We start from the raw sequence: 26,978 nt of genomic DNA on the forward strand, positions 1-26,978 counted from the left end.
GGCAAAAATGACATCTTTGATATCATTTTTGCCATGAATATTTCCGTTCTTGCCCTCGATGGTGTTTTCGATACCGGACTGGCCACAGTGCTCGACGTGTTCGGCACCGCCAACGAATTGGCAGGCATGCTGGCGGCACCGCCCAGCCGCTTCGCCACGACCATTGTCGGAGTGAGCGAAACGGTGCGCACGGCGCAAGGCCTGCAGGTTCCGATCACGGCGATCGGCAGAGAGCCGACCCCCGACTGGCTGGTTATCCCGGCGCTTGGTGAGAAGATGCCCGACCCGCTGCGCGGGGCGCTGCAGCGGGGCGATGTCGCCGAGGCGGTCGCAGCGTTGCGTGCCACAGCAAGCGCCGGCACGCGCATCGGCGCCGCCTGCATCGGCACCTTCGTCTTAGCGGAGTCCGGCCTGCTCGACGGGCGGCCGTCGACGACGACATGGTGGCTGGCACCGATGTTCCGGCAACGTTATCCGCGTGTGCTGCTCGATGCGGGGCGCATGCTCGTCAATGACGGGCAGTTCGTCACCGCCGGGGCCGCACTCGGCCATATCGACCTCGCCTTATTGGTGATCCGGCAGACAAGCCCGGAACTGGCGGCGCTGACCGCAAAGTATCTTATCGTCGACAGTCGGCCGCTGCAGTCTGCCTATGCGATATCAGACCATCTCGCTCATTCGAACCCGCTGGTGGAGCGTTTCGAGCGCTGGGCGCGCGATCATCTCGCCAACGGCTTCAATCTGGATGAGGCGGCGAGTACGCTCGGCGCTAGCAAACGCACCCTGTCGCGGCGGGTCAACGACGTGCTCGGCAAGACGCCGCTGTCCTATTTCCAGGACTTGCGCGTCGAGCACGCGGTGCATCTGTTGAAGACCACGTCCGACAGCGTCGAGCAGATCGCCGCAAAGGTCGGTTATGGCGATGGGGTGACGCTGCGCAATTTGTTGCGTCGGCGGCTGCGCAAGGGCGTGCGCGAAATCCGCGCTGTGGACTGATCTATCCCGCAGGCAATTCTACCCCTCCCGCATGGACCGCGAATCCGCCTATAGTGTCGCCATGCCCATCCGCCAGCTTTCAGAAACGATGATCAACCAGATCGCCGCCGGCGAAGTCATCGAGCGTCCGGCAAGCGTGGTCAAGGAGCTGGTCGAGAACGCACTCGATGCCGGCGCTGCCAGAGTCGAGATCGTCACCGCCGGCGGCGGGCTGAACCTGATCCGCGTCACCGACGACGGCGCGGGCATCCCGGAGAAGGAACTGGCGCTGGCGATCGCACGCCATTGCACCTCGAAGCTTGCCGACAACATCCACGACATCCGCTCGCTCGGCTTTCGCGGCGAGGCGCTGCCATCGATCGGCTCGGTGGCGCGGCTGTCGCTCCGCTCGCGCACGGCCAACGGCGACAGCGCCGCCGAGATCGGCATCGAGGGCGGCCGCGTCTCCGCCGTCAAGCCGGCGGCGGCCAATCGCGGCACCACCGTCGAGGTGCGCGACCTGTTCTTCGCCACGCCGGCGCGGCTCAAATTCATGAAGGGCGAGCGCGCCGAAAGCTCGGCGATAAGCGACGTGGTCAAGCGCATTGCGATTGCCTTCCCCGCCGTGCGCTTCACGTTGGCCGGTTCAGACCGCTCGACGCTGGAATTGCCGGCGGCCGACGACAGCCCCGAAGGCCGGCTGCGCCGCGTCGCGCAAGTGATGGGTGCCGACTTTCCGGACAATGCCATCGCCATCGACGCCGGGCGCGACGGCGTCCGTCTCGCCGGCCACGTCTCGATCCCGTCCTTCAGCCGCGCCAACGCGCTGCAGCAATATGCCTATGTCAACGGCCGGCCGGTGCGCGATAAATTGATCGCCGGCGCCATCCGCGGCGCCTTCGCCGACGTGCTGCCGCGCGACCGCCATGCGGTGACAGTGCTGTTCCTGATGCTCGATCCGGCCATCGTCGACGTCAATGTCCATCCGGCCAAGGCCGACGTCCGCTTCCGCGATCCGGGACTGGTGCGCGGACTGATCGTCGGCGCCATCCGCGAGGCGCTCGCCAATGCCGGCATCCGTGCCGCCACATCAGGGGCGGCCGGCATGATGGCGGCGTTCCGGCCGGGCGCAGCGTCCTATGCGCATGCCGGTCCAGCCAACGGCCATCGCAGCTATGAGGCCGCCTACCGTGCCTCCGGCTTCGCCGGTTTCGATCCGGCCCGCTCGCCGCAGCGGCCGCTGGACATGGGCTTGGAAGGCGGGGGACTTGAGGACACGGAACCAGGAAACGGCGGCTTCGGCGAAAACGATCAGGTGGCGTTCGACGCCGGACCGCTTCACAGCGCCGACGCGCGTGCCCGACAGACTGAGGCGACGGAAACGCTGCTCGGCATGGCGCTGGGTGCCGCACGCGCCCAGGTGCATGAGAACTACATTGTCGCGCAGACCAGGGATTCGCTGGTCATCGTCGACCAGCATGCGGCGCATGAGCGGCTGGTCTACGAGGCGTTGAAGAACGCGCTTCATGCGCGCGCCGTGCCGTCGCAGATGCTGCTTTTGCCCGAGATCATCGATCTGCCGGAAGAGGATGCCGAGCGGCTTGCCTTGCATTCCGAAACGCTGGCTCGCTTCGGCCTCGGCATAGAGCGTTTCGGCCCGGGTGCTGTCGCCGTGCGCGAGACGCCGTCGATGCTCGGCGAAACCAATGTCCAGCAGCTGGTGCGCGACCTTGCCGACGAGATCGCCGACAACGACACGGTCGACACGCTGAAAGAGCGGCTGGACAGGATAGCCGCGACCATGGCCTGCCACGGCTCGGTGCGTTCCGGCCGCCTGCTCAAGGCAGAGGAGATGAACGCACTGCTGCGCCAAATGGAAGCGACACCAGGCTCCGGCACCTGCAACCACGGCCGCCCGACCTATATCGAGCTCAAGCTTGCCGACATCGAGCGGCTGTTCGGGCGGCGGTGAAGGGACTGAGCTTGTCAGTTCTGACGGCGCAGTCCCCCCCTCCGGCCGCTTCGCGGCCACCTCTCCCCCATTAAAATGGGGGCGAGGAAACACCAATCGCCAAGGCCGCGACCCCGGAAAACTTGGGTTCCTCGCCCCACGAAGTGGGGAGAGGTGGTTTGCGAAGCAAACCGGAGAGGGGAAATCATAAAGAGCCGTTCGAAACAGATCTCTATGATTCAAGCAAACATTCGAGCCTCTGCTTCACCGCTTCAAATTCACCACGATGACGCCGCCCAGCGCCAGTGCGCCACCGAGAATGCCGAGCAGCGTCGGTATCTCGCCCAGCCAGAAAAAGCCGATCAGCGTCGCTACCGGCGAAACCAGATAGAGGAAGTTCGAGGCGCGCGCTGCCGGGAGCCGGGAAAGTGCTGTTGCCCAGGCAGCGTAAGCGATCAGGCTCGGCACGATGCCGAGAAAGATGACGGCGCCAAGGCCGGCGGTATCGGCAACTGCCGCCTGCGCCAGGCCGCTCGGCAGGAAAGGCAACAGGCAGAGCGCGCCGAGCACCATGTTCGAGGCCGAAATGGTCAGCGGATGATGGCGGGCAAACAGCGGCTTTTGCACGATGGTGTTGACGGCCGAGCACAGTGCCGAGCCGAGGACAAGCAGCGCACCATTGTCGAAATACAACCCTTGCCCCTCGCCCATCGCGATGATGCCGATGCCGGCGAAGGACAGGAGTGTGCCGGCCCAGGCCAGGCCTGAGAAGCGTTCGCCGAGCAGCGCCATCGCCATGATCGCGGTGAAGATCGGGCTGACGTTGATGATGAAACCGGCAGCACCCGCCGAAACCGTCAGTTCGCCGAAATTGAGCATTGCCGTGTACAGCGCAACGAAGACGGCCCCGCCGAAGGCAAAGCGCCAGAATTCATCGAGCCGGGGCAGCGCCGGCCGCTTGACGGCGAGGAAGATCGCCGCCGGCACCGCGGCGATGGCGAAGCGCAGCGCGCCGAGTTCCAGCGGTCCGAAAGCGACGAGGCCGGCGCGGATCGCCGGGAAGGCGGAGGCCCAGCCGACCACTGTCAGCGCCACCGCAATGGCCGCCGTGGTATCTATCCGCTGTGTCGTATTCAACGTGCCGGTACAGGCGTTCATTTCACTATTCCCGCGTTTCATGTCCTCAAACACACAAAACGCCTTTCCTGATCGGTTGACAAACGACCAAATCGAGGGTCAGCTGTGACTATGGATCACAGCTCGGACGCAATACTGCCGCTCGAAACCCTGCGCGCCTTCGACGCCGCGGCGCGGACGGGCAGCTTTTCGGCGGCTGCCGAAAAACTCAACATCACCCATGGCGCCGTCAGCCGGCAGATCGCCAAGCTCGAGGACTGGCTCGGGCTGAAAGTGTTCGATCGCGGCGCGCGTGGGGTGTCGCTGACGATCGAAGGCAACCGCCTGCATCTGCGCACCACCGAGGCCTTCGCGCTGATATCCAGCAATTCGGACCGCTGGGTCGAACCGCGCGGCACCGCCGTGGTGCGGCTGACCTCGATCCCTTCGGTCAGCGGGCTGTGGCTGATGCCGCGCATGGCGGCGCTGGAAAACAATCCGTCCAGGCTGCGCATCGTGCTCGACGTCGACATCCGCCAGGCTGACCTTGCCGATGACGGCATCGATCTGTCGATCCGCTGCGGCCGCGGCCGCATTCCCGGCCGCGTCTCGGTGCAGCTTTTCGAAGAACATGTGTTTCCGGTCGCCTCGCCGGACCTCGCAAGGGAGATCGGCCGTGGCGACCCTGCCCGGCTGCTCAAATTTCCGTTGATCAATGATTCAGACGCTTCGGCCTGGCGCGCCTGGTTTGCCGCGCAGGACATGGACTATCGCCCGCGTCCGCAGGACCGCCGCTTCGAGGACTACAATCTGGTGCTCGATGCTGCCGCCCATGGTCTCGGCATTGCGCTGGCGCGGCCGCCAATGATCGAGCATCAACTGAAGTCAGGCCGCATCGTCGCTGTGGACGACCGCATCGTTCTCAGCCCGATATCCTACTGGCTCGACCGGCCTACAGGGCGACCGCGCGCCGCCGCAGCCGAGCTTGCCCGGCGCATCGCGGCCCAGGCCGGGCTGGCGGCGGAAAAGATCGAGGAGTTCATCGTAGCCGAGCAGTAGGATGCCGGACATCCACTTTGCCGGCTTGCTCGGCTGGTTGTCGTCTGAAACAGAGCCGACCAAAACCAATCTTGTCTCGCTCCAAGCTTGACCTTGCCAGCATTTTGTGGCGATGACATCGTCATGAACCTCGGCTCCATGTCATGATGAACCGCTTCGAAGGCCCCGGCGGCAAGGAAGCCCGTATCCGCTACCTGGACGGCGACTTCCAGGTGACCAGCCCCGGCGCCTTCGTGCGCTGCGCGGTCACCGGCGAAAGCATCCCGCTCGATGAGCTCAAATACTGGAGCGTCGCCAGGCAGGAGCCCTATGTGAGTGCCGCGGCCTCGCTGCGCCGCGAGATCGAGGCACATCCCGAAATGCGCAGCCGGCGCTAAACCGGTTACGCAGAATGAGACCCGATCTGTAGCGATTCTTCGCCGGCATCTCCGCAAAAGTTCGACCGCCGCGGCGCTCGAAGGTTCTCTGATTCACCCCTGCAGCTTGCGCTGCCGCCAGGCATCCAGCGTCTCGTCGATGATGCGTTCAGGCACGTGGTCGGGATCGAACACCGTGTCGATCTCCAGCACATCGAGCTGTCCGAGGAAATCGGCGGACGCGGCATCATGGCGCAGCCGGGCGGCGTCCTTGGCGGTGGTGATGAGGCCAAGTCCGGCACCTCGCGCTGTCGCTGACAGTTCGGCAAGCTCGTCCTCGCCGTAGAAATGATGGTCCGGAAACGACCGGGTCAGCGCAACCTCGCCGCCGGCCTCACGGACCGTGTCGAAGAATTTGTCGGGATGGCCGATGCCGGCAAAGGCGAGAAATCGCTTGCCGGCCAGCCCCGCCTTGCTGCTTGGCCGTGTACGCGCCTCGAAGATCGGCCGGCCGGCACGCGCCGCCTGGCGGACGACCGCATCGGCAGCAAGGCCCTCGCCCATCTTCAGCAGCGCGCTGGTGAAAACCAGTTGGTCGACGATATCAGCCCTGAGCGGACCGCCAGGAATGACGTGGCCGTTGCCGACGCCGTAGCGTGCATCGACGACGACCAGCGCATAGTCGATATGGATGCGGGCGCTCTGGAAACCGTCATCCATGATCAGGAAATCACAGCCATGCTTTTCCAGCAGAAGGCGCGCGCCGGCGGCACGGTTCGGCGTCACTGCGACCGGCGCGTGCTCGGCCAAAAGCAGCGGCTCGTCGCCGACATGCTTGGCGGCGTCGTGATGCGGATCGACGACATGTGGCTGCGCGAAGGAGCCGCCATGGCCGCGCGACAGGAAACCGGGATTGAGCTGCATGCGCCTGGCCTGCCGGGCCAGGGCGATCGCCACCGGCGTCTTGCCGGTGCCGCCGACGGTGAAGTTGCCGACGCACAGCACCGGCGCCTCGACTTTTTCGCGCGCGGCCGAGCGCATGCGGCGGCCGGCAACGAGCGCATAGATCGCGGACAGCGGCGCCAGCGCCAGCGCCCGCCAGTCCGGTTTTTCCCACCAGAAGGGGGGCGCTTCGCTGGCCATCTTAGCGGCCGTTGGCGCCCTTGAGGCGCGACTTGACGACCAACGGCTGAATGTAGGGTTCGAGCGACTTCAACGTGAGCGCCAGCGCGCCGCGCATCTCGTCGACGGTCGCCGCGCCGGCCGCCATCATCTCATGGCGGGCCACCTCATTGCTCAACAGGAAATTGACGGCGCCGGCCAGCATGTCGCGGTCGCGCACCAGCTTGGCGCCGCCGCTGTCGAGCAGGCGCTGATAGGTCTCGCGAAAGTTCTGGACATTGCGGCCGGCCAGCACCGCCGTGTCGAGCATGGCCGGCTCCAGCGGGTTCTGGCCGCCCTCGGAGGTGAGCGAACGGCCAACGAAGGCGATCTCTGTCAGCCGGAGATAAAGCCCCATCTCGCCCATCGTGTCGCCGAGCAGAATGTCCGTATCGGCGGTGATCCGGTCGCCCTTGCTGCGCCGAGCGACTTTCAGGCCCATGCCGGAAATCTGCGCGGCAAGCGCTTCTGCGCGATCGGGATGGCGCGGCACGACGATCGTCAAAAGACCGTGGTGACGCTTGTGCAGCATCGCGTGAACCTCGGCAGCGACCACCTCCTCGCCGTCATGGGTCGAAATCGCCGCCCAGGTCGGGCGGGCGCCGAGCTGGCGCTTCAGCGTGTACAGCGTCCTTTCATCGGCCGGCGGCGGCGTGGTGTCGACCTTGAGATTGCCGGATACGGTGACCGGCCGGGCGCCGAGCGAGAGGAAGCGCTCGCCGTCGACATCCGACTGGGCGACGACATGAGCGAGATTCTCGAACAGCGCCTCGGCGATGTTGGCGCGCTTCTTCCAGGATTTGAACGAACGGTCGGATAGCCTGCCATTGACCAGCACCTGCGGCACACGGCGCGCGCCGAGCTCCAGGATGGTCATCGGCCAGATCTCCGATTCGGCGATGATCGCCAGGTCCGGCCGCCAATGGTCGAGGAAGCGGCTGACCGCCGGCTTGAGGTCGAGCGGCACATATTGGTGGATGATGCGGTCGCCGAGCCGTTCGTCGGCAACCTGAGCGGAGGTGACAGTCCCCGTCGTCAGCACGATGTTGACGCCGTAGTCGAGAATGCTCTCGACCAGCGGCACGACGGCGATCGTCTCGCCGACGCTCGCCGCATGGATCCAGATCACCGGCCCGTCGGGGCGCTCGCGCCCGGCGATGCCATAGCGCTCGCGCCGGCGAATTCGGTCTTCCTTGCCCCTGGAGGTGCGCCAGGCGACATAGGGCCCGATCAGCGGGTAGGCGGCTGCGCCAGCGAAACGATACGCCGTCAGGAAGGTGCGCGCCCAGCGCTCGCTCATTTCGAGCCATCCACGAGGCGGTAGGCCTCGGCGGTCGCGGCGTTGAGCGCGGCCGTGACTTCCTGGCGCTTGCGTTCCATTTCGGCCTCATCGGCATTGGCCGGAACGAAAACCGGCGTTCCCAGAACGATCGAGGAGCGGCCGAACGGCAGGTTGATCGTGGTCTTGTCCCAGCTGCGCTCCAGCACCTTGCGGCGGCTGGTGGCGATGGCGGCGGGCAGGATCGGGCGGCCCGAAAGCCGCGCCAGGAGAACGATGCCAAGCCCAGCGTCGCGCGGCGTGCCATGCGGAATGTCAGCGATCATGGCGACGTTCTTGCCGGTGGCGAGTGACTTTTTCAGGGCGATCAGCGCTTTGGCGCCGCCCTTGTCGCGACGCTTCGAGCCTTCGCGTCCACCCGAGCCGCGCACCGCCTCGATACCGAATTTCTCGATCATCAGAGCGTTGAGCTCGGCATCGGCACTACGCGACACCATGGCGACCACTGGCCGTCCCCTGGGATAGTAGGCCGGAGTCAGAAGATGCTGGCCGTGCCACAGCGCGATGATGGCGGGTTCGAACTCCGAGTAGGCGCCGCCCGACATCTGCGCCGATCCGTCGACGACACGATTGGTCAGGCGGACGAGGCGAACGAACTGCGCAAACAGGCTGGCGATGGCGTTCTTGACGAATCGCGATTGCGCCAGCGGTTCGCGTATCTTGCGCCAGAATGTCTTCGAGGTGCCACCGCGGCGCCCTCTGACCGCGGACCTCGTGGCCGGCCCTTTCACGGCTTCATGATCCATCAAATGTCAACCGGCGGCCTTGTTGTCGGGGTCGAGCAACCGGTGCAGGTGAACGACGAAATAACGCATGTGGGCGTTGTCCACGCTGGCTTGGGCCTTGGCTTTCCACGCCGTTTGCGCGGATTGATAATCCGGATAGATGCCGACGATGTCGAGCGCGTCGAGATCACGGAATTCTGTCCCGCCCAGCGTCTTCAGTTCGCCGCCGAACACCAGGTGCAAAAGCTGCTTCTTTCCGTCTTCCGCGGTCATGTCGGTCCTTCACATATCGTGAGTTTGTGACAGGTCTAGACCAAAGCCGCCGACTTTGGAACCATTGATGACATGTTCAACCGCCCAGCCCTGCGATGATGCCGGAGAGCACGGCGAGCAGTTCGCCGTTGCCGGCGACCAGCGCGCCGTGGTGGATCACTTCACCGGCATAGCGCGGTGCGCGGCCCTTTTGGTCGAGCAATGCGCCGCCGGCCTCGCGCAGGATGAGATCCGCCGCGGCGATGTCCCAGTCATGTGCATTGGGTTTGACGAACGTCGCGTCGAGCCTGCCATTGGCGACCATCGCCAGCCGGTAGGCGAGCGAGGGAATATAGGGCACGCGGCTCAGCCGGCCCTGCCATTCCGCCGGCATCAAAGCGATCAACGGCTTCGGCCCGCCAATTTCGACCATTGCTGCCGGGCGGCGCACGGCAATGCGACGGCCGTTCAGGAACGCCCCCTCACCGGGCAGCGCCCAGTAGGTCTCCTCCGTGGCCGGACATTCGAGCACACCGGCAAGCGTGCGGCCGTCTTCGACCACCGCGACGCTGACGCACCAGGAGCGCAGGCCTTCGAGGAAGCCGCGCGTGCCGTCTATCGGATCGACGACGAAGGTGCGGCGGGCGGCAAGCCTTGCCGGATCGTCGGCCGTTTCCTCCGACAGCCAGCCATAGTCCGGCCGCGCTGCAAGCAAGGTTTGGCGCAGATAGGCGTCGGCGGCGTGATCGGCCTCGCTTACCGGCGAGGTGCCGCCCTTCATCCACACCTGCGGATTGTTGCCGAAATAGCGCATGGCGATGGCGCCCGCCTCGCGGGCAGCTTCGCGCAGCAGCGGCAGATCCTCGCGAGCCCCGGCAGAGGTGACCTGGTCAAGCTCCGGCAAGGGTCATGCCTTCGATCAGAAGCGTTGGTGCAGCGGTGCCGAAATTGCGATCGAGATCGCTCGCCGGAACCATGTTGAGGAACATGGTCTTCAGGTTCGAGGCGATGGTCACTTCCGCAACCGGATAGGCGAGCTCGCCATTCTCGATCCAGAAGCCGGAAGCGCCGCGGCTGTACTCGCCAGTCACCATGTCGACGCCCTGGCCGAACACTTCGGTGACGTAAAAGCCTGATTTGAGCGACTTGATGAGGTCCTCGGGCGTCCGCTCGCCCGGCTCGATGGCAAGATTGGTCGACGACGGCGAGACGGAGGAGCCGTTGCGCGAACCGCGCCCGTTGGTGGTCAGCCCCAATTCCCGCGCCGCCGAGGTCGACAGGAACCAGTGGTTCAAAACGCCCTTCTCAAGCATGAGCAGCCTTTCGCCCTCGATGCCTTCGCCGTCGAACGGGCGCGATGCCTGGCCACGGAGCCGGAGCGGCTCGTCGGTGACGGTGATCGCCGCCGCCGCTACCTGCTTGCCCATCATGTCGCGCAGAAAGCTGGTCTTGCGCGCGACGGACGCGCCGTTGATGGCGCCGGCGAGATGGCCGGCGATGCCGCGGGCGACGCGCGGGTCGAACACCACGTCGACCGGCCCGGTCGCCGCCTTGCGCGCGCCGATGCGCCGCGCGGCGCGTTCGCCGGCCTTGCGGCCGATGTCCTCGGGCGCGTCCAGGTCGGAGAAATGTTGGCGCGAGGAGAATTCATAATCGCGCTCCATGCCGGTGCCCTCGCCGGCAATGACGCTGGTCGAGCGCGAAAAGCGCGACGCGACATAGTGGCCGACAAAGCCGTGCGAGGTGGCGAGCACCAGCCCGCCAAGCCCGGCGCTGGCGCCGCTGCCGGCCGAATTGGTAACGCCCTTGACGGCAAGGGCTGCCGCTTCCGCGGCCAGCGCTGCTTCCTTCAACTGGTCGGCCGAAACTTCCGTCGGATCGAACAGATCGAGGTCGCGCGGCTTCCTGACCAGCAGGGCCGGATCGGCGAGCCCCTGATAGGGATCTTCCGGCGAGACTTTCGCCATCGCCACGGCGCGTTCGGCTAGCGCCTTCGGGTCGGAGGCAGCGGTTGCCGAGACGCTCGCCACCCGCTTGCCGACGAAGACGCGCAGCGAGACATCCTCGCTCTCGGACGCCTCGGTACCCTCGACCTTGCCAAGCCGCACCGACACGCCGGTCGAACGGCCGCGCACCGCAACCGCGTCGGCGGCGTCGGCGCCGGCCCGTTTGGCAGCCTCGACCAGGGCCGCGACGCGGTCGGTCAATTTCGCTGAGTCCAGCGTATCGGTCATGCACATGTTCCTGTTTTTCCGCCTGACATAAAAGGGCGGCCGTTTCGCACCATCTATTGCTCCGATGTGGCTTGTGCAATGGCAGAAGTCGCAAGCAGATGGATCGGCCAGCAGACACCCGGCTTTAGGCGGCATGATCGAAGCGGGTCCTCAAAGGCTGCTTGGCGCCAGGCTCAGACTGGCCGACAGCCCTTTGATGCCGTGTCTCGATCACATGCGGACGTTCGATTGCGATAACGCCACCTATGTCCGTTCCACGCATGATCGGCACCTGCCCGAAACCGCTAAATTTTAGCGATTTCTTGTGTGTCCTTGGAACTTTGTAGCTTGCGTTCCATTTTCAACGGCATGCGAGACTCTGTGATCCAAGGCATTAGGACTGCGGTGAACGAGTCGCCGCCGCGGTACTCGCTGGTCCTTCCCATTTACAATGAAGAGCAGGTGCTGCCGCGACTGATCGAGCGAATCAACTCGCTGATCTGCAGGTTGGACGGAGAGGCTGAGGCGATCTTCGTCGACGACGGAAGCCTCGATGGAAGCGTCGAATACCTTCGGAAAATGGTCGCCGTCGAGCCGCGCTTCCGCCTGATCGAGCTTTCCCGCAATTTCGGCCACCAGGTCGCGATCACGGCCGGCATGGACGCGGCTGCGGGTGATGCCGTCATCGTCATGGATGCCGACCTGCAAGACCCACCGGAGGTGGTTCTCGATCTGGTGGCGAAGTGGAAGGAAGGTTTCGAGATCGTCTATGCCCGCCGTGTCAAGCGTGAGGGCGAATCCTGGTTCAAGCGCATGACGGCGAGTCTCTTCTACCGCCTGCTGGAGAAGATGACGTCGGTCGACATCCCCCGCGACGTCGGCGATTTTCGCCTGGTCGGGCGCAAGGCTCTGGAAACCTTCAAGCAAATGCCCGAACACGACCGCTTCGTCAGGGGCATGTTCGCCTGGATGGGGTTCAAGCAGACGGCGGTGCCTTTCGAACGTCCCGCGCGGACCCTTGGCCAGACCAAATACCCATTCTGGAAGATGATGCACCTTGCCGTTCACGGCATCGTCAGCTTCTCCGAGAAGCCGCTGCGCATCGCGTTGTGGGGCGGATTGGCCATCTCCGCGCTTGCGGTGGTGTTCGGTGCTTACGCTATCTTCGCCTGGATTTTTGAAACCGGCATCATTGCCGGCTGGACATCCACCGTGGTGATCGTGTCGCTCCTTTGCGGCATCAATCTTTTCATGACCGGCGTGGTCGGGCTCTATGTCGGCGGTATACACGCCGAGGTGAAACGCCGTCCGCTTTACGTGATCGATCGGGTCGCCGGCTTCGACAAGGCAGTGCGTTCCGCCACCCCGGGTGAGAGCCGTCGATCGTTTCGAAAACCCAGGAACGGAGCCGCGGCGGATGGCCGAACTCTTCGACAGCTATAAATCAAATTATGGCGAGGCGGTCGCAGGATCCATCCGGTTTTCCGGCCTCAGGCACGACTTCTTTCTTATCGCCAAAGCCGACCTGCTGCAGCGTCTTGTCGTCGAGCGAAGGCTTCGGCAGGATGGTGCCGGTGTGCGGGCGCTGGATGTCGGCTGCGGCGTCGGATCGCTCCACCCTTATCTCGAAGGCGTCTTCGAGAGCCTGGATGGCTGCGACGTCTCGGAGGAATCGATCCTGCGCGCCGGCCAGGACAATCCACGTGTGAGCTACAGAGCCTGCACCACGCCGAGCCTGCCTTATGAGGACGGCGCATTCGATCTGGCTTTCGCCAGTTGCGTCGTCCATCATGTTCCGCCCGTTTCCTGGCTCGATTTCTTCCGGGAAATGCGGCGCGTTGTGCGGCCGGGCGGCGTCGCCTGCATCATCGAGCACAATCCCTATAATCCGCTGACGCGTCTTGCGGTGTTGCGGTGTCCGTTCGACCAGGATGCGGTCCTGCTCAAGGCTGCCAAGGCAAGGTCCCTCTTTCAGGAGACGGGTTTCCGGGATATCCGATCCGAGCACTTCCTGCTGCTGCCGTCGGCCAGGCCTTTTGCCAGAAAACTCGAACGCCTGCTCGCGCCCCTACCGCTCGGAGCCCAGTACGTGTGCAGCGCGCATGTCTGAGGACCGTTCGACCGCCGGCACAGGGCTGAAGCTGCTGGCGCGCTTCGGCTTGGTCGGCATCGCCGCGACAATCCTGTATGCTGCCTTGGCTATCGCGTTGGTCGAATCGGAATGGATCGGCTTCTCGCCTGTCCAGGCGTCGCTTGCGGCTTACGCCGCGGCTGCCGTGTTTTCGTATTTCGCCCATAAATCAGTAACCTTCATGTCGAGCGGATCGCATCGATCGGAAGCGGCGCGTTTTGTCCTGCTGACGGCGACAGGCTTCGCCGTGGCTTACGCGGCGCCGGCGCTTTTGACGGCGAAACTCGGCCTGCCGCCCATCATCGCCATTCTGGTTACATGCCTGCTTATTCCGGCGGTCAACCTTCTCATGCTCGACCGATGGGTTTTTGCGCAGCGTAGACCCGGCCGGCAAGGCGACCGCTCCACCTAATCCACCTCAAATTGCATCGAGCCGGAACGCCACCAGCTTGATGGAGCGCTTGTAGATGTTGCTGGCGGCCGGAGTTGGCGGAATGCCGTCGAGATAGTCGAAGGCGATTTCGAGTGTATCGGCGTTGCCGAGCGCCGCCGGTGGAATGACGAACGAGACCATTCGTGGTTCTTTGCCAGACAGCGTCACCGCATGCGCCCGAACACCGTTCACCGAGATCACAACCCTCTGCGTGATCTGTGGAGGACGAATGACGGCGGCCATTTGCAGCGTGGCTGTCAGCCCGTTGCGCAGCGGCGGTATCTTAACGCGAAGCCGCGAGGTCTCGCCTAGGGAATGGGTGCCGTCGGCAACGGGTCCCGACCAGCCGCAGACCTTTATGCCGGCTGCCTGTTTGGCGCCGTCGTTCCGGAACGATACCGTCCGGCCAAGTGTGTAGCTGCCGACGGCATCGCGATTGAGGCAGGTCGTCGTCCGATCGATGTAATAGGCGCGATAATCGGCATTGACGTTTGGATTGAGAGCAAGCGCAAGGATGACGATCTCGGACCCGGCCAGAACCGCCGCGAGCGCGTAGCCGCCGAGCGAGGCGGCGCGTCTGTAAGGCCCCAGAGTGTCAGACCAGGGCAAGGTAGCCTCCGATCCACGCCACAGTCGTGAAATAACAGGCGCCAAGGAAGAGAACCAAAGCTGCGAGCCAAATGAGCCTCGACGCCGACAACAGGACGACGAGCATCATTGTCAGAGGCGCAAGCCCAATGACGTATCTGACCATCGAGGCCAGGTTGGTGATCAGTGGCAGGATGATGCAGAGCGCGCAGAACAGTGCCGCGCCATATTGCTTGCGAGCCGCCAGAACGGCCGACAGTGCCAATCCGCTGATCGCGGCCAGCGCGCTCCATTGCGGCGCCGTGGGCAGCCATCCAGTGGTCGGAACGGCGGAGAGCCCGTCCCATAGAAAGACCAGCGGATTACCGGCCACCCGTCCGAACGCGCGCTGGATGTGCAAGAACGCAAAGCCGTCTCCGACGGTGAGGTACAGGAACAGGATGTAAGCGAACAGACCGGCCGGCGAGATGAGGACAGCGACCAGCAGATCCGGTCGGCCAAGTACCCATCGTGGAAAAGACAGCGCCGATCCGCCCTGCTGGCGGTGCTCCCTGAACATTTGAATGACGGTCGCAAATACGACGAAAACCCCGACCAGCCTGGTCGCCGACAGCAGCGCGGATGAGACGCCCGCGGCGAGATAGCTGGAGCGTTTGAGTGCCAGAAAAACGCACGAGGTCAGGAGCACGAAAAGCGGTTCGCTCAGGAAGGTAGTGAAGTGAAAGGAGAACGGGCCACTGAGCAGAAATGCGCAATACAGCACATAGGCCCGCATGTTCTTCTCGAGCAGCGGCCATGCCACCAGACTGGCGGCGTAGCTGCAGACAATGGAAGTGATGGTGGCGACCAGTATCGTAGGGAAAGGGAAAACAGACCGGATCGCCGCCACCAGCATCGGATAGAGCGGGAAGAAGCCCCAGCGACCGACATTGCTGTGGTCTGGAATGGGAAAGCGCTCGTAACCTTGTTCACTGATGTCAATATACCAGGCACAATCCCACCGGCAGAGCGCGCGGGCATAAGCCGCGAAACCTGGTTCCTCCGACACCGAAGCAAATGCCGCATAGCGAATGGCCAGTCCGCTGAGCACGAACAGCAACGGCACCGCTGCGACGGTCAGGACCATGGCGCGAGCGCCAGCGCTCGCACGCGCGACATCTTCGAGCGCCAACTCTGCCTCCACCCATTCGAGTGGCTGGCGCCACTCTCCCCTCTAAATTAGCGCCGCCGGGGCAAATTCAAGACATCCCTCTCGTCGGCGGCATCATCTTCGTCTCCGGATCACGAGTCTCTCAGCCAGACGAGCATCTCTCCGGGATCGCGGTTGTCCCAGGCGAAGTAAGGAACGGCGGTGACTTTTGCTTCCTCAACCGCCGGCGGTTCGGTGCGGTAGAGGCCGTCGTCCCAGCTCTCAAACGCCTCTCTCCTGGCCAGAGCCGAAAGCGTCACGACGCCGCCCAATAGGTTCGGCTGCTTATGCGCCTCGATGTTTGCTGTGCGTGGCAAGGCGATGCGGTGCAGCTGGCCGGCATTGTCGGTCTCCTCGATGCAATAGATCAGCGGGCCGCGCGCGAGCGCGACACGGCCGATGTCCTGGCGCACCTCCGGGTTGGCGTAGAGGCGGTCGACAGCCATTTCAACATCGAGCTCGACCTGGTCGCCCTTGCGCCACTCGCGCCGGATCGCGGCATAGCCGTCGCTGGTGACATCTCCCAGATCGACATCGGCGCCATTCACCTTGAGCGCCGCGTTGCGGCACCAGGCCGGCAGGCGCAGGTGCAAGGTGAACTCGGTCGGCGCCTCGGGTTCGATAGTGATCGAGACCGCGCCGTCCCATGGATAGTTGCTGGTCTGGATCAGCTCTATTTGCGTCCCTGCGATATCGAAACGAGCCGTGCTGTTTCCATAGAGATGGACGGCCAGCGCGTCGTCCGACAATCCGTAGAAATAGCTGCCGATCGAGGCCACCATGCGCCCGATATTGGGCGGGCAGCAGGGGCAGCGATGCCATTTCCAGCGGTTGTGCTTGCCCCGGCTTTCCAGCGGATTTTCATAGAAGAACAGCGAGCCGTCGAGCGACAGGCCCGAAATCGAGCCGTTGTAGAGAGCTCGCTCCATCATGTCGGCATAGCGCGCATTGGGGCCCATGCCGAGCATGCGGCTGGCCCAGAACACCAGTCCGACCGAAGCGCAGGTCTCGGCATAGGCGGTTTCGTTGGGCAGATCGTAGTCGGCGGTAAAACCCTCATTGTGCGACGACGGCCCGAGGCCGCCGGTGATGTAGAGGTTCTTGGTCGTGAGATCGTCCCACAGCCGGTCGAGCGCCACGCGCAGCGTGTCGTCGCCATATTCGGTGGCGATATCGGCCATGCCCGAATAGAGGTACATCGCCCTGACCGCATGGCCGACGACCTTGTCCTGATCGCGCACCGGCTTGTGCGATTGGCTGTATTCGTAGGTCTTGAAATGATAGGCTTTTGGGTCGGCGCCGCGGGCACGTGCCTCCTCGTCGAAATAATGCGGCTCAAGGCCGCGCTGGTCGATGAAGTATTTTGCCAGGTCCATGTACTTTTGCTGGCCGGTCACGCGCGCGAGCTTGACTAACGCCAGCTCGATCTCCTCGTGGCCGCAATAGCCCTGCCTCTTGCCGGGCTCGGGGCCGAACGTCTCGGCGATATGGTCGGCATAGCGGCACATGATGTCGAGCAGCTTGCGCTTTCCCGTCGCCTGGGAGTAGGCGACCGCGCCCTCGATCAGATGGCCGGCGCAATAGAGCTCGTGGCAATCGCGCAGATTGGTCCAGCGCAGGCCGGGCTGGATACGCTGGTACCAGCTCGACAGATAACCGTCCGGCTGCTGCAGCTTGCCGTACATGTCGATGACGGCATCGATCTTCTTCTCCAGCGCGTCATTGCGGCGGCGGTAGAGCGAATAGGCGGCGGTCTCGATGGTCTTGCCCCAGTCGCTGTCCCAGAACATCTGCGTCGTCACCGTCGATCCCGTGAACTCGTTGCCGGCGGTGGCTGCCTCGTCCGGCGAGGGTGAGTGGAATGGAATGACGACGCCCGGCGATGGCCGGTCCGGATCGATCTGCTCGAGCATGCGCGCCTCGACGCAGCGGTCATACAGGATATTGGCGGTCCTGGTGGCGACGGCATCGACACGGTCGCCCCAGAAGCCGCGCACATCGACCTGCGGCACGGGAAGCGGACGGAAGGCGAGTTTCGGCTTGCCCGGCGTGGTGCCCTGAGGGGCCGATTGCGATGCGGTCATGAATTTACTCCGGTTCGATTCGATTGGTCACTTCACGGCCCCTGCCATGAGGCCGCGGATGTAGAAGCGCTGCAGCAACAGGAAGAGCACCAGGCACGGCACCATCATCACGGTGACGCCGGCCTGCACCGCGCCCCAGTCGATGGCGCCGAAGCGGCCGGACTGAAGCGCCGTCATCATGATCGGCAGCGTGAATTTGGACTGATCCGTCATCAGCACCAGCGCTGCCAGAAACTCGTTCCAGGCGCCGAGGAATGCGAACAGCGCGATGGTGACGATGCCCGGCCAGACCAGCGGCAGCATCACCCGCAGCAGCATGGTGACATTGTTGGCGCCGTCCATACGGGCCGCTTCCTCGATCTCGCGCGGAACCGCGTCGAAGGCGTTGCGCATCATGAAGATCGAGAACGGCAGCTGCAGCGTGACATAAACGCAGACCAGCCCGGTCAGCGTGTTGTGCAGGCCGATCTTGGTCAGCACCAGGAAGATCGGCGTCAGGATCGACTGGAACGGGATCATGATCGTCGACAGGATGAGGACGAAGAGCAGGTTCTTCAGCGGAAAGCGGAAGCGCGAAAAACCGTAGCCGGCCAGCACGCTGACGATCACCGACAGCACCACCGTCATGACCGAGACATAGATGCTGTTTTGCGCCGGCAGCCAGAGGCCGTCGCCGAAAGTGTTGAGCGTGGCGTAGTTCTCGACTGAAAAGCCCGTCGTCGGCCAGGGTGGCAGCGGCGGCTGACGCGATTCCTGCGCCGGCTTGAACGCCGAAAGCACGGTCCAGACGATCGGCGCCAGGAACAGCAGCGAGGCGATGATGCCCGTCGAGTGCTCGGCGATCTGCATCCCGATGCGGCGTTTGCGGCTGCGTGCCTGCGCCATCAGTCAACGCCCTCCGGTTGGCGCAGCAGCCGCAGTTGGATGAGGCTGAGCGCGACCAGGATGACCAGCAAGATCATCGACAGTGCGGCGCCATAGCCGAGCTTGAACGACACGAAGGACTGGTTGAAAATCCAGTAGACGGCGGTCAGCGTCTGGTTGCGCGGCCCACCGCGCAGGATGATGTAGAACTGGTCGAAGGCGAGCACCGAGCCGGCAACCGACAGGATCAGCGCCAGCGCCAGAGTGCGGCGCATCAGCGGCAGGGTGATGGCGCGAAACCGCGCCAGCGGCCCTGCCCCGTCGATCATCGCCGCCTCCTGCAGATCCGGCGGGATGGATTGCAGGCCGGTCATCAGGATGATCATGGTGAAGCCCGCCACCTTCCAGACGACCATGGCGATGATCGACCAGAACGCCGGCTGAAAGGTCGCCAGCAGATTGACCTTTTTCTCGGTCAGGCCGAGCTCGAAGGCGGCCGGACTGAACAGGCCGGAATCGACATTGAGCAGCCACGACCAGAGCAGGCTGGCCGAGGCGAAACCGATGACGGCCGGCATGAAGAAGGATGTCCGGTAGAAGCCGGTCAGCGGCCGCGGCCTTTCGATGAACAGCGCCAGCGGAAAGGCGACGGCGAAGATCGCGATCGTCACCACCACCGTGTAGTAGCCGGTGAAACGCAGCGCGTTCCAGAACCTGGTATCGCGCAGGATCGCCCAGTAATTGTCGAGGCCAATGAAGGAGTGCGCGCCCATCAGCGGCCAGTTGTGCAGCGACATCCACGCCGTCATGCAAAGCGGGACGATGAAGAAGACGACGACAAGGGCAACGGCCGGCGCGACATAGAGCAGGCCAATCCACTGCCGGCGGCCGGCGCCGACCAGTTTGCGGCGTGTTGGGGTGGAAAGTGCTGCGATGGAGGTCATGCGCGGTTCTTGCTGTTAAATGGATGCAAATGTCCGGCCGACTGCGCCAAGGCAATCGTTTGGGGTTGGCGCTGCCCCTCATCGCCCTGCCGGGCACTTCTCCCCGTATAGTGACGGGGAGAAGGATGCCTTCGCAAAGGATTTCGCCGACACCCAGCGTTGCAGAAAGGGTACCGAGGTCGCGGCCAGCCTCTTCTCCCCGTCACTATACGGGGAGAAGGTGCCGGCAGGCGGATGAGGGGCAGCGCCGACATTGACAATTGGTCTTCCAACATGAGTAGAGGCGGTCTTTTGCCAGATACAAATGTCCGGCCGCCCGCCAGGAAGACGGGCGAGCGGCCGGATCAGCGCCTACTGCTGCGGCGCCGAATCGATGATCGACTGCATGGTTTCCTGCGCATTGGCGATGGCGCCGTCGACGTCTTCGCCGAAGAAGACCTCGTTGACCATCTGGTTCCACGGACCGTTGGCGGAGTTGATCAGGTCGTTGAACACCACCGAATAGGGTGTGCGGCCCTTGGCCATGGCTTCTGCGGCGACCTTGTAGCGCGGGTCGAGGTCCTTCAGCGCCTCATTGGCGATGTCGCCGCGCACGGGAAGGCTGCCATATTTCGCCAGTATGGTCTGGCCTTCCAGCGAGTAGGCGAAATCGAGGAACTCCTTCACCACCGCGATTTTCGTGGTGCCCTTGGTGACGACGAAGTTGTCGCCGCCGGCAAAGGACGACCAGCCGCCATCCTTGCCGGGCAGGAAGGTGACGCCATAGTCGATGTCTGGGTATTGCGTGTTCAGCGCGCCGATGGCGAAAGCTCCGGACGGCGAGATGCCGATATTGCCGCCGGCGAAGGCGGCAAAGAAGTTGGAGCCGGTGTCGGTCTGCGCGCCTGCCGGCACCAGATCCTTCTTGACCATCGAGCGGTAGAGATCGATGGCGCCGCGCAGCTGCGGGCTATCGAGCGTCGCCTTCGAGCCGTCCTCGGTGAGGATGTCGCCGCCCGAGGCCCAGATCAGCGGCGTGAAGGTGAAGATGTTGCAGCCGCCGCAATTGCCGGAGAAGTAGAATCCCTTGGTGTCGCCGCCGAGCGCGTTGACCTTCTCGGCATAGGCTTCGATCTCGGCCCAGTTGGTCGGACCTTTTTCAGGGTCGAGACCGGCCTGCTTGAACAGCTTCTTGTTCCAGATCAGCACCGAACTATCGGCGGAGAACGGCAGCCCGTAGATGCGGCCCTTGTAGGTGCCGGTTTTGACATGCGCCGGCGACAGGCTATTGAAATAAGGCAGCGATTTCGCCCAGTCGGTGATGTCTTCCAGCTGGCCGGCGGCAGCGAAGGACGGCGTGTAGATCAGATCGAGCGAAAGCGCATCGGGTGCTGTGCCGCCGGCGGCGGCAGCGCCATATTTCGGGATGATCTCGGCATTGGGGATGATGTCCAGCTTGATCTGGTTCTCATGCCCCTTGTTGAAGGCATCGACGATGCGCGGCATGAAGTTCGAGCCGTCGGCGCGCACCCAGATGTTGGCGGTCTCGGCTGCGGCGGACGGCTCGACTGTCGCCAGCGTGGAAAAAACGCTCGCGGCAAAGGCGAGCCCGGTAATGATGGTTTTCATGGTTCTCCTCCTCATGGTTCTGTTTTCCTGCGGCCGCGCTCCCCGCGCGGCGGCCTTTCGCTTTGATGCATGTCGTTATCCCAAAACCGCTGCGCACTTTTGGGCGACATGCATTGGTCTCAGCCGCCCGGCGGACGGCCGCATGACTGACGCACCACGAGCCGGCACGGCAGTTTTCGGATGCCCGGCTCGGCGGGTTCGCCGCCGACGAGCGAAAGAAGCGTAAGACCGGCCTCGCGCCCGAGTGCCGCCAGATTCATGTCGACGGAGGTCAGCGGCGGGCGGGTCGCCTCGGCCACGATCTGCCAATTGTCGAAACCGATGACGCCGACATCGTCCGGCACGCCAAGCCCGCGCTCGCGCAGCGCGTCGATGACGCCGCGCGCGATCTGGTCGTTGCCGCAAAACACGGCATCGGGTTTTTCGCCCCCACTCTTCGACAGCTTACCGTCGAAGAGCTTCTTCACCGCCTCGTGACCCCACGCTTCCGACCACGATCCGAGCAATGGTTCCATGACCGGCAAGCCTTTCTCGGTCAGCACGTCACGATAGGCCTGTGCCCGCGCGTGCACCACCTCAAAACTCGCCGGCCCGGTGACATGGGCGATGCGCCGCCGCCCAAGCCGCCAAAAGTGCTCGACCGCCAGGCGCGCGCCGCCGGCGTCGTCAGACACGAAAGCGATGGCGCCGGGATCGGGCTGGGTGAAGGCGTAAATCACGGGAACGCCGAGATTGGACAGGTCGACCGGCAGATGGCGATCGATGCGCTTGCCGGTGGCGATGATGCCGTCGACGCGCTTGTCGAGCATGGCATCGACATGGAGCTGGCCGAGGCGCTGGTCGTCCTCGACATTGCACAGAAAGACCGAGACGCCCTTGTCGACCAGCGCATCCGAAATGCCCGACATGACCGGCAGCGAAAAGCGGCCATAGGTGTCGTTGGTCAACAGCCCGACGGTGAAGGAGCGCCGCCGCAACAGACTCTGCGCCAGGCTGTTCGGCCGAAAGCCCAGCCGCTGCGCCGTCTCGCGAATGCGCTCGCGCGTCTCGGCCGTCATCCGCCCCTGCCCGTTCAGCGCCTTCGACGCGGTGGCGACGCTGACGCCGGCAAGGGCTGCCACCTCACGGAGGGTGACGGGGGTTTTGGTGGGCGCTGGCGAGGCGTCAGAAACCATGTTGCGGGTGCGGGTCCCTCGAGTTGGGAAAAGCTTTTCTCTTATGGGCCTGCGAAGCGCTGAATGGGGAGGTCAGCGGATGCGAGGCGATTTGAGAAAAGGTTTTCTCTAAGGGAGATTAAGAGAAGGGTGTGGGGATGGCAAGGGGGGAGAACTTTGGTTCGAGATTTCCTGTTGAGTGCGGTAGCCAGGAGCGGTCATTGCCGAGCAGATACTCCAACGTCGCGTTCTGGGCCGCAAGTTGACTGGCAGCTTCTGGCCCCCTAAGCCAATCGATTAGCGGACGTCAACTAGAAGTGGCCCAAGGTCTCAGAATGGCATATTGCCACCTTTCCTGTAGTCACCGCCACTCGGCTGGTGCAGAATTGCAGCTAAGAGGGGGCGACACGTGGGCAAGATCGAGGACTGGGTCGTTGCAACGACCGTGGACGTTAATGGCCACACTGTTGCAACGCTCAAGCCTGATGCTACAAAGTTGAGTGGCGCCATCGATGAGCTTGCGACGGCGCTGCCGTCTCACTATGCCTCGAAAAAGCGCATTGCTTCGATCCTGAAGCGCCTCGGCAAGTCGGCCGCAGCCGCGTATGTCCAGAACAAGCTTCCAACCGGCTCGCGTATAAGGTCTGGCGACCTCGCCGAAATTCTCGCTTCCCGCTATGTCGAGGAATCGACCGACTTCCCGGCCGGTATAAGCAAGCTGCGGTGGAAAGATCACCGCGAGATGGCGATGCGGGGCGATGATCTTATCGGTCTCCAGCCGGTGGACGGGCCGGAGAAGATCCGCTTTCTGAAAGGCGAAGTGAAGAGCCGCGCCAAGCTGACGACGTCGGCAGTAACCGACGCACGAAAGGCGCTTACTGCATTTCAGCAAAAGCCGTCGCCACATGCGTTGGAGTTTATCGCCGACCGGCTTCACGAGGACGGTGAGGACGAGTTGGGAAACCTTATCGACGACGCCCTCCTGGTGGATGGCATTGCGCTGAAACAGGTCTCACATCTGATCTTCACCTTCTCGGGAAACAACCCGTCCGCGATCCTGGCGAAGAACCTCGCAGCATACATGGGGAAGGTGCCGCAATCGGCTGTCGGCCTTCGCGTAGACGGGCATCAAGATTTCATCGCTAGCGTGTTCAAAAAGGTGGGGGAACATGCCGACGGGGAATGAGGCGCTCGAAGCGAGCATCCGGGGCGCCGTTGAGACGGGATTCAGGAGAAACCTTCTCGCGCGTGGGCAGGCAAGATCGCTGATCTGGCGCGACGGACAACTGCCCGATGACGCACCACGGTTCACCTCGAACCTGTCATACGATCTCCTTTCCTACGGCTACGCCCTGCTGGGACAGGGCATTCGCCTGCTTGAGGGCGGCGGCGACGCCAGCGTTGCACGGATTGGTTTCGAGCGGAGTGCCGAAGCGCTTGAAGCCGTCATTGCAAGGGGAGCGGCGGCGGCGTCGCGAGACTTCCATCGCTTGGTTGCGGCCTCAGCATATCATCTGGGTCGGTTTTCGGCGCGGGCTTACTCGCTTCTTGTCGCGGCCGCCGACAACGCCAACTTGAGCCGTCCCGAGCGATGCCTTGCACTGTTCATACTTCGCGATTTAGATGCGCTGGAAGCGATGATCGCGGAATGGCGGGCTTCGGGTCAGTCAGACGACAATACTCTCGCAGCTGCTTTGGCCGCCCATTTCGAAGGCCAGGACGAAAGTGCGGATGACGAGGAAGACGGGGGCGATGGCGATCTCCTTCGTGTTGTCGATCTCGCACTCACGGATCAATATTTCGGAGCAATTTCGGTCGCGCTCCTCGCATTTGAGCGTGGAAGCAGCGAGCTGATAGAGGATGCGATTAAACGTCTAAGCGATGGTCTTGCCAGCTGCGCCGAACTCAGCATGGTTCCGCAATGGTGGTGTTTCCGGCTTACGATTCATGTCCTGCGGGATACATGGGAGGCAAGCTTCCACCAGCGCTTGCCGCTGAAGCCTCTGAACGAAGTGGCCACGGAAGAGTGGCAGCGATGCAGGAGACTTTTCATTGCGGCTCTCTACCGGCGCCGCCGGGCGGAAATCGAACTCTGGCCATCGCAGCTCGACGCGGCTGATCGAGCGATCGTGGGCAGCGGCAACATGGTTGTGTCGCTGCCCACGAGCGCCGGCAAGACCCGTGTCGCAGAGCTTTGCATTCTGGCCTGCCTCGCGGACGGAAAGAAGGTCGTCTTCATTACGCCGCTGCGCGCCCTGTCTGCCCAGACTGAAGCCGTACTGCAGCGTACCTTCGCGCCGCTCGGCAAGACTGTATCGACGCTCTACGGCAGCATCGGCGTGAGCGAGCTTGATTCAGACTTCTTCGAGGACCGCGACATCATCGTTGGCACGCCCGAGAAGCTGGATTTCGCGTTGCGAAACGATCCGTCCATTCTCTATGACGTCGGCCTCATCGTGCTTGATGAGGGGCACATGATTGGCCTGGGCGAACGTGAGATACGCTACGAGGCCCAAATTCAGAGGCTCCTGCAGCGTCACGATGCCAACAAGCGACGGATCGTCTGCCTTTCCGCCGTGTTGCCCGATGGCGATCAGCTCGAAGATTTTACCGCGTGGCTATCGAATGATGACGACGACGCGTTGGTGCGGAAGAACTGGCGACCAACGCGCCTGTGGTACGGCGAGGTTGTCTGGAAGAACGGGCTTGGACGGCTCAACGCTAACGTGGAGGGCGAAACGCCGTGGGTGGAAACATTTGTAGGAGGCTTTGTTCCGCCCAAGCGGAAAAAGGAATTTCCGTCGGACCAGCGTGAGTTATGCCTCGCCTGCGCGTGGCGGCTTGTCGAGGACGGGCAGACCGTCCTGATCTTCTGCCCCGAGCGACGGTCAGTCGAGCCCTATGCGGAGGCAATCGTCAAGCTTCACCGCCAGCTTGGCCTACCGTCCTTGTACATTGGCGATGGATCGGACCTCAGCACCGCAATAGCCATTGGAACGGAGTGGCTGGGCGCGGATCACGTGCTTCTAAAGTGTCTCAAGCTTGGCGTGGCGATTCACCACGGGGCGCTGCCCACACCGTACCGGAAAGAAATCGAGCGGCTGCTGCGCGAAGGTGTTCTGCCAGTGACAGTGTCGTCGCCAACACTGGCGCAAGGTCTCAACCTTTCCGCCTCGGTCGTCATTTTCCACGACTTGAGGAGAAACCAGGAAGTTATCCGCTCCTCGGACTTCCGCAACATCGTTGGACGGGCCGGAAGGGCCTACGTCGATGTAGAGGGCCTCGTCCTGTACCCCATGTTTGATCGCGTTAGGAAACGGCGCGACGACTGGTCTGGACTCATCGCTTCCAAAAAGGGGCATGAGATGGAGAGCGGTCTTTTGCGTCTGGTTCTGGCGTTGCTGCGCCGGCTTGCGCGCAAGATCAAAGCGAAGGATTTCAACACGCTAGTCGAATACGTTATGAATAACGCCGAAGTCTGGGACTTTGGCCATGCGATGGTTCCGGTGGGGCAGGTGACGGAACTTAGCGAAGAACAATGGAATGAGTACCTAACCACCCTAGATACGGCGATCTTGAGCCTTCTTGGCGATAAGGAGATCGCGGATGTCAATCTGGAGAAGACGCTGGACGCCGTGCTTGCATCTTCGCTGTTCGAACGTCGACTGGCGAGACGAAAAGAGGCGCAGCATGCAGCGTTTCGCGGCCTCATTCTTGCGCGCGCCAAACACCTTTGGCGGAACTCTTCAGCCCGTCAGCGACGGGGGTACTTCCTCTCCGGCGTCGGCCTGAAGACCGGACAAATGCTTGACCAGCATGCTGCTGCACTCAATAATCTTCTCGTGCAAGCCAACGGCGGGATATTAAATGACGAGAACGATGCGGCAATAGGAGCCATCACGGCATTTGCCGCAATCGTCTTCACGATCGATCCATTCATTCCAAGGCAGTTGCCAAATGAGTGGCCGGCGATACTCAGGGCGTGGCTGCTCGGCGAGCCCATCGCCTCTTTCACTGCTGACGACCAGGACAGGGTCCTCAACTTCGTGGAACAGGGACTCTCGTTCCGCCTGCCCTGGGCGATGGAGGCAGTGCGCGTACGAGCGCTTGCGAACAATGATCCTGTGAGTAACGGCGCCATTGGCAATCTCACGATGGATGATATGGAACTGGGCCTCGCGGTGGCTGCGGTCGAAACCGGTACACTCAATCGTTCCACCGCACTGCTAATAAGATCGGGCTTTAGCTCGCGGCTGGCAGCAATCAAGATCGTGACCGACCTTGCGGCGACATTCGAGAGTGGCGTTGAACTTCGCAGGTGGCTCCGTAGCCGGGCTGTGCGCGAAGCAGGCAACGATCCTGACTGGCCCATGCCGGAGGCGCATCAGCTTTGGTTGGATTACGTGTCTACCTATTCGCGCTTTGCTGCGCGGAAGTGGGAGGAGATCACCCTCTATTCGGACGTCAGGTGGGAGGTTGATGCTGTGGTAAGCGAAGGGATGGCTGTACGGCTTGAAACGTCAGAAGATGGCTCGACCGAGCTGCTGGCGCCGGACGGTACGCGGCTTGGAGTTCTGAACGAGCGCCTCAATCCTGCACGTTGCGGTCTTACGATCGCAACCCTTGAAGGTGGCAGGATCGCAATTAGCTATCTCGGACCCGACACGCTCGAGGCTACGGCATGAAGCTGGTGTGTCTTGGCTGGGGATCGCTGATATTGCAGCCAGAAGACCTGCCATGCGGCGAGTGGCACGCTGATGGCCCGTTCTTACCAGTGGAATTCTCCCGCGTGTCGGAGGACGGCAGGATAACGTTGGTGATCGATCCCGTTGCGCA

Annotated in this window: 23 protein-coding genes; 9 read left to right on the forward strand and 14 right to left on the reverse strand. The window is 63.1% G+C overall.

Features of this window, described 5'->3' with window-relative positions:
• Positions 1-33 precede the first annotated feature (33 nt).
• Entirely contained in the window at positions 34-996 is a 963-nt protein-coding gene (locus tag CIT26_RS31375; protein WP_095496168.1) for a GlxA family transcriptional regulator, read from the forward strand.
• A 61-nt stretch (positions 997-1,057) separates the two neighbouring features.
• Complete coding sequence (gene mutL / locus CIT26_RS31380; RefSeq protein ID WP_095496239.1) at positions 1,058-2,947, forward strand: DNA mismatch repair endonuclease MutL; 1,890 nt, start codon at positions 1,058-1,060, stop codon at positions 2,945-2,947.
• Between the two features lie 243 nt (positions 2,948-3,190).
• On the opposite strand, the gene CIT26_RS31385 is transcribed toward mutL, so the two are convergent.
• Positions 3,191-4,084 carry a DMT family transporter gene (locus CIT26_RS31385; RefSeq protein ID WP_095496169.1) on the reverse strand — a complete coding sequence of 298 codons (894 nt, stop codon included), beginning with the start codon at positions 4,082-4,084 and terminating at the stop codon, positions 3,191-3,193.
• Positions 4,085-4,174: 90 nt separating this feature from the next.
• On the opposite strand from CIT26_RS31385, the gene CIT26_RS31390 reads away from it, so the two are divergent.
• Positions 4,175-5,101 carry a LysR substrate-binding domain-containing protein gene (locus CIT26_RS31390; RefSeq protein ID WP_095496170.1) on the forward strand — a complete coding sequence of 309 codons (927 nt, stop codon included), beginning with the start codon at positions 4,175-4,177 and terminating at the stop codon, positions 5,099-5,101.
• A 143-nt stretch (positions 5,102-5,244) separates the two neighbouring features.
• Positions 5,245-5,478 carry a DUF2093 domain-containing protein gene (locus CIT26_RS31395; protein ID WP_095496171.1) on the forward strand — a complete coding sequence of 78 codons (234 nt, stop codon included), beginning with the start codon at positions 5,245-5,247 and terminating at the stop codon, positions 5,476-5,478.
• A gap of 93 nt (positions 5,479-5,571) precedes the next feature.
• On the opposite strand, the gene lpxK is transcribed toward CIT26_RS31395, so the two are convergent.
• From lpxK to CIT26_RS31425, 6 genes are all read right to left on the reverse strand, one after another.
• Entirely contained in the window at positions 5,572-6,600 is a 1,029-nt protein-coding gene (lpxK, locus tag CIT26_RS31400; RefSeq protein ID WP_095496172.1) for a tetraacyldisaccharide 4'-kinase, read from the reverse strand.
• Between the two features lies 1 nt (position 6,601).
• On the reverse strand, positions 6,602-7,918 hold the full coding sequence (gene waaA / locus CIT26_RS31405) for a lipid IV(A) 3-deoxy-D-manno-octulosonic acid transferase (RefSeq protein ID WP_095496173.1): 1,317 nt from the start codon (positions 7,916-7,918) through the stop codon (positions 6,602-6,604).
• Complete coding sequence (locus CIT26_RS31410; protein WP_095496174.1) at positions 7,915-8,703, reverse strand: lysophospholipid acyltransferase family protein; 789 nt, start codon at positions 8,701-8,703, stop codon at positions 7,915-7,917. The genes waaA and CIT26_RS31410 overlap by 4 nt, the downstream gene beginning before the upstream one ends.
• 6 nt (positions 8,704-8,709) lie before the next feature.
• Positions 8,710-8,955, reverse strand: coding sequence for a DUF4170 domain-containing protein (locus tag CIT26_RS31415; protein ID WP_029354097.1), 246 nt, complete (start codon positions 8,953-8,955; stop codon positions 8,710-8,712).
• Positions 8,956-9,031: 76 nt separating this feature from the next.
• Positions 9,032-9,838 carry a 3'(2'),5'-bisphosphate nucleotidase CysQ gene (locus tag CIT26_RS31420; protein ID WP_095496175.1) on the reverse strand — a complete coding sequence of 269 codons (807 nt, stop codon included), beginning with the start codon at positions 9,836-9,838 and terminating at the stop codon, positions 9,032-9,034.
• Positions 9,825-11,168, reverse strand: a complete 1,344-nt coding sequence (locus tag CIT26_RS31425; RefSeq protein WP_095496240.1) for a TldD/PmbA family protein — start codon at positions 11,166-11,168, stop codon at positions 9,825-9,827. Before CIT26_RS31425 ends, CIT26_RS31420 begins: the two co-directional genes overlap by 14 nt.
• A 348-nt stretch (positions 11,169-11,516) precedes the next feature.
• Here CIT26_RS31425 and CIT26_RS31430 point away from each other — a divergent pair, with 348 nt between their 5' ends.
• The 3 genes from CIT26_RS31430 to CIT26_RS31440 are packed head-to-tail and all read left to right on the forward strand — an operon-like array spanning position 11,517 to position 13,690.
• The gene (locus CIT26_RS31430) at positions 11,517-12,590 is read left to right on the forward strand and encodes a glycosyltransferase family 2 protein (RefSeq protein ID WP_167391609.1); all 1,074 of its coding nucleotides are present in this window, start codon (positions 11,517-11,519) and stop codon (positions 12,588-12,590) included.
• Positions 12,565-13,257 carry a class I SAM-dependent methyltransferase gene (locus CIT26_RS31435; RefSeq protein WP_095496176.1) on the forward strand — a complete coding sequence of 231 codons (693 nt, stop codon included), beginning with the start codon at positions 12,565-12,567 and terminating at the stop codon, positions 13,255-13,257. The genes CIT26_RS31430 and CIT26_RS31435 overlap by 26 nt, the downstream gene beginning before the upstream one ends.
• Entirely contained in the window at positions 13,250-13,690 is a 441-nt protein-coding gene (locus CIT26_RS31440) for a GtrA family protein (protein ID WP_095496177.1), read from the forward strand. The genes CIT26_RS31435 and CIT26_RS31440 overlap by 8 nt, the downstream gene beginning before the upstream one ends.
• A 6-nt stretch (positions 13,691-13,696) precedes the next feature.
• Here CIT26_RS31440 and CIT26_RS31445 read toward each other — a convergent pair whose 3' ends face one another.
• The 7 genes from CIT26_RS31445 to CIT26_RS31480 all read right to left on the reverse strand — a co-directional run bounded on the left by CIT26_RS31445 (position 13,697) and on the right by CIT26_RS31480 (position 22,163).
• The gene (locus tag CIT26_RS31445) at positions 13,697-14,320 is read right to left on the reverse strand and encodes a hypothetical protein (RefSeq protein WP_095496178.1); all 624 of its coding nucleotides are present in this window, start codon (positions 14,318-14,320) and stop codon (positions 13,697-13,699) included.
• Positions 14,307-15,470, reverse strand: a complete 1,164-nt coding sequence (locus CIT26_RS31450; protein ID WP_095496179.1) for a class-II aminoacyl-tRNA synthetase family protein — start codon at positions 15,468-15,470, stop codon at positions 14,307-14,309. The genes CIT26_RS31445 and CIT26_RS31450 overlap by 14 nt, the downstream gene beginning before the upstream one ends.
• A 110-nt stretch (positions 15,471-15,580) precedes the next feature.
• Positions 15,581-17,572, reverse strand: coding sequence for a glycoside hydrolase family 127 protein (locus CIT26_RS31455; protein WP_095496180.1), 1,992 nt, complete (start codon positions 17,570-17,572; stop codon positions 15,581-15,583).
• 27 nt (positions 17,573-17,599) lie between these two features.
• Entirely contained in the window at positions 17,600-18,457 is an 858-nt protein-coding gene (locus CIT26_RS31460) for a carbohydrate ABC transporter permease (RefSeq protein WP_095496181.1), read from the reverse strand.
• Entirely contained in the window at positions 18,457-19,380 is a 924-nt protein-coding gene (locus tag CIT26_RS31465) for a carbohydrate ABC transporter permease (RefSeq protein ID WP_095496182.1), read from the reverse strand. The genes CIT26_RS31460 and CIT26_RS31465 overlap by 1 nt, the downstream gene beginning before the upstream one ends.
• A 351-nt stretch (positions 19,381-19,731) precedes the next feature.
• The gene (locus tag CIT26_RS31475; protein ID WP_095496183.1) at positions 19,732-20,988 is read right to left on the reverse strand and encodes an ABC transporter substrate-binding protein; all 1,257 of its coding nucleotides are present in this window, start codon (positions 20,986-20,988) and stop codon (positions 19,732-19,734) included.
• Between the two features lie 119 nt (positions 20,989-21,107).
• A complete protein-coding gene (locus CIT26_RS31480) occupies positions 21,108-22,163 on the reverse strand; it encodes a LacI family DNA-binding transcriptional regulator (RefSeq protein WP_095496184.1) in 1,056 nt (351 codons plus the stop codon).
• A gap of 388 nt (positions 22,164-22,551) precedes the next feature.
• Between CIT26_RS31480 and CIT26_RS31485 the strand changes: the two genes are divergently transcribed.
• Positions 22,552-23,328 carry a Hachiman antiphage defense system protein HamA gene (locus CIT26_RS31485; protein ID WP_206072837.1) on the forward strand — a complete coding sequence of 259 codons (777 nt, stop codon included), beginning with the start codon at positions 22,552-22,554 and terminating at the stop codon, positions 23,326-23,328.
• Positions 23,312-26,827, forward strand: a complete 3,516-nt coding sequence (locus CIT26_RS31490; protein ID WP_095496185.1) for a DEAD/DEAH box helicase — start codon at positions 23,312-23,314, stop codon at positions 26,825-26,827. The genes CIT26_RS31485 and CIT26_RS31490 overlap by 17 nt, the downstream gene beginning before the upstream one ends.
• Positions 26,828-26,978: the final 151 nt, after the last annotated feature.

The sequence above is a fragment of the Mesorhizobium temperatum genome (assembly GCF_002284575.1).
GTDB lineage: Bacteria > Pseudomonadota > Alphaproteobacteria > Rhizobiales > Rhizobiaceae > Mesorhizobium > Mesorhizobium temperatum.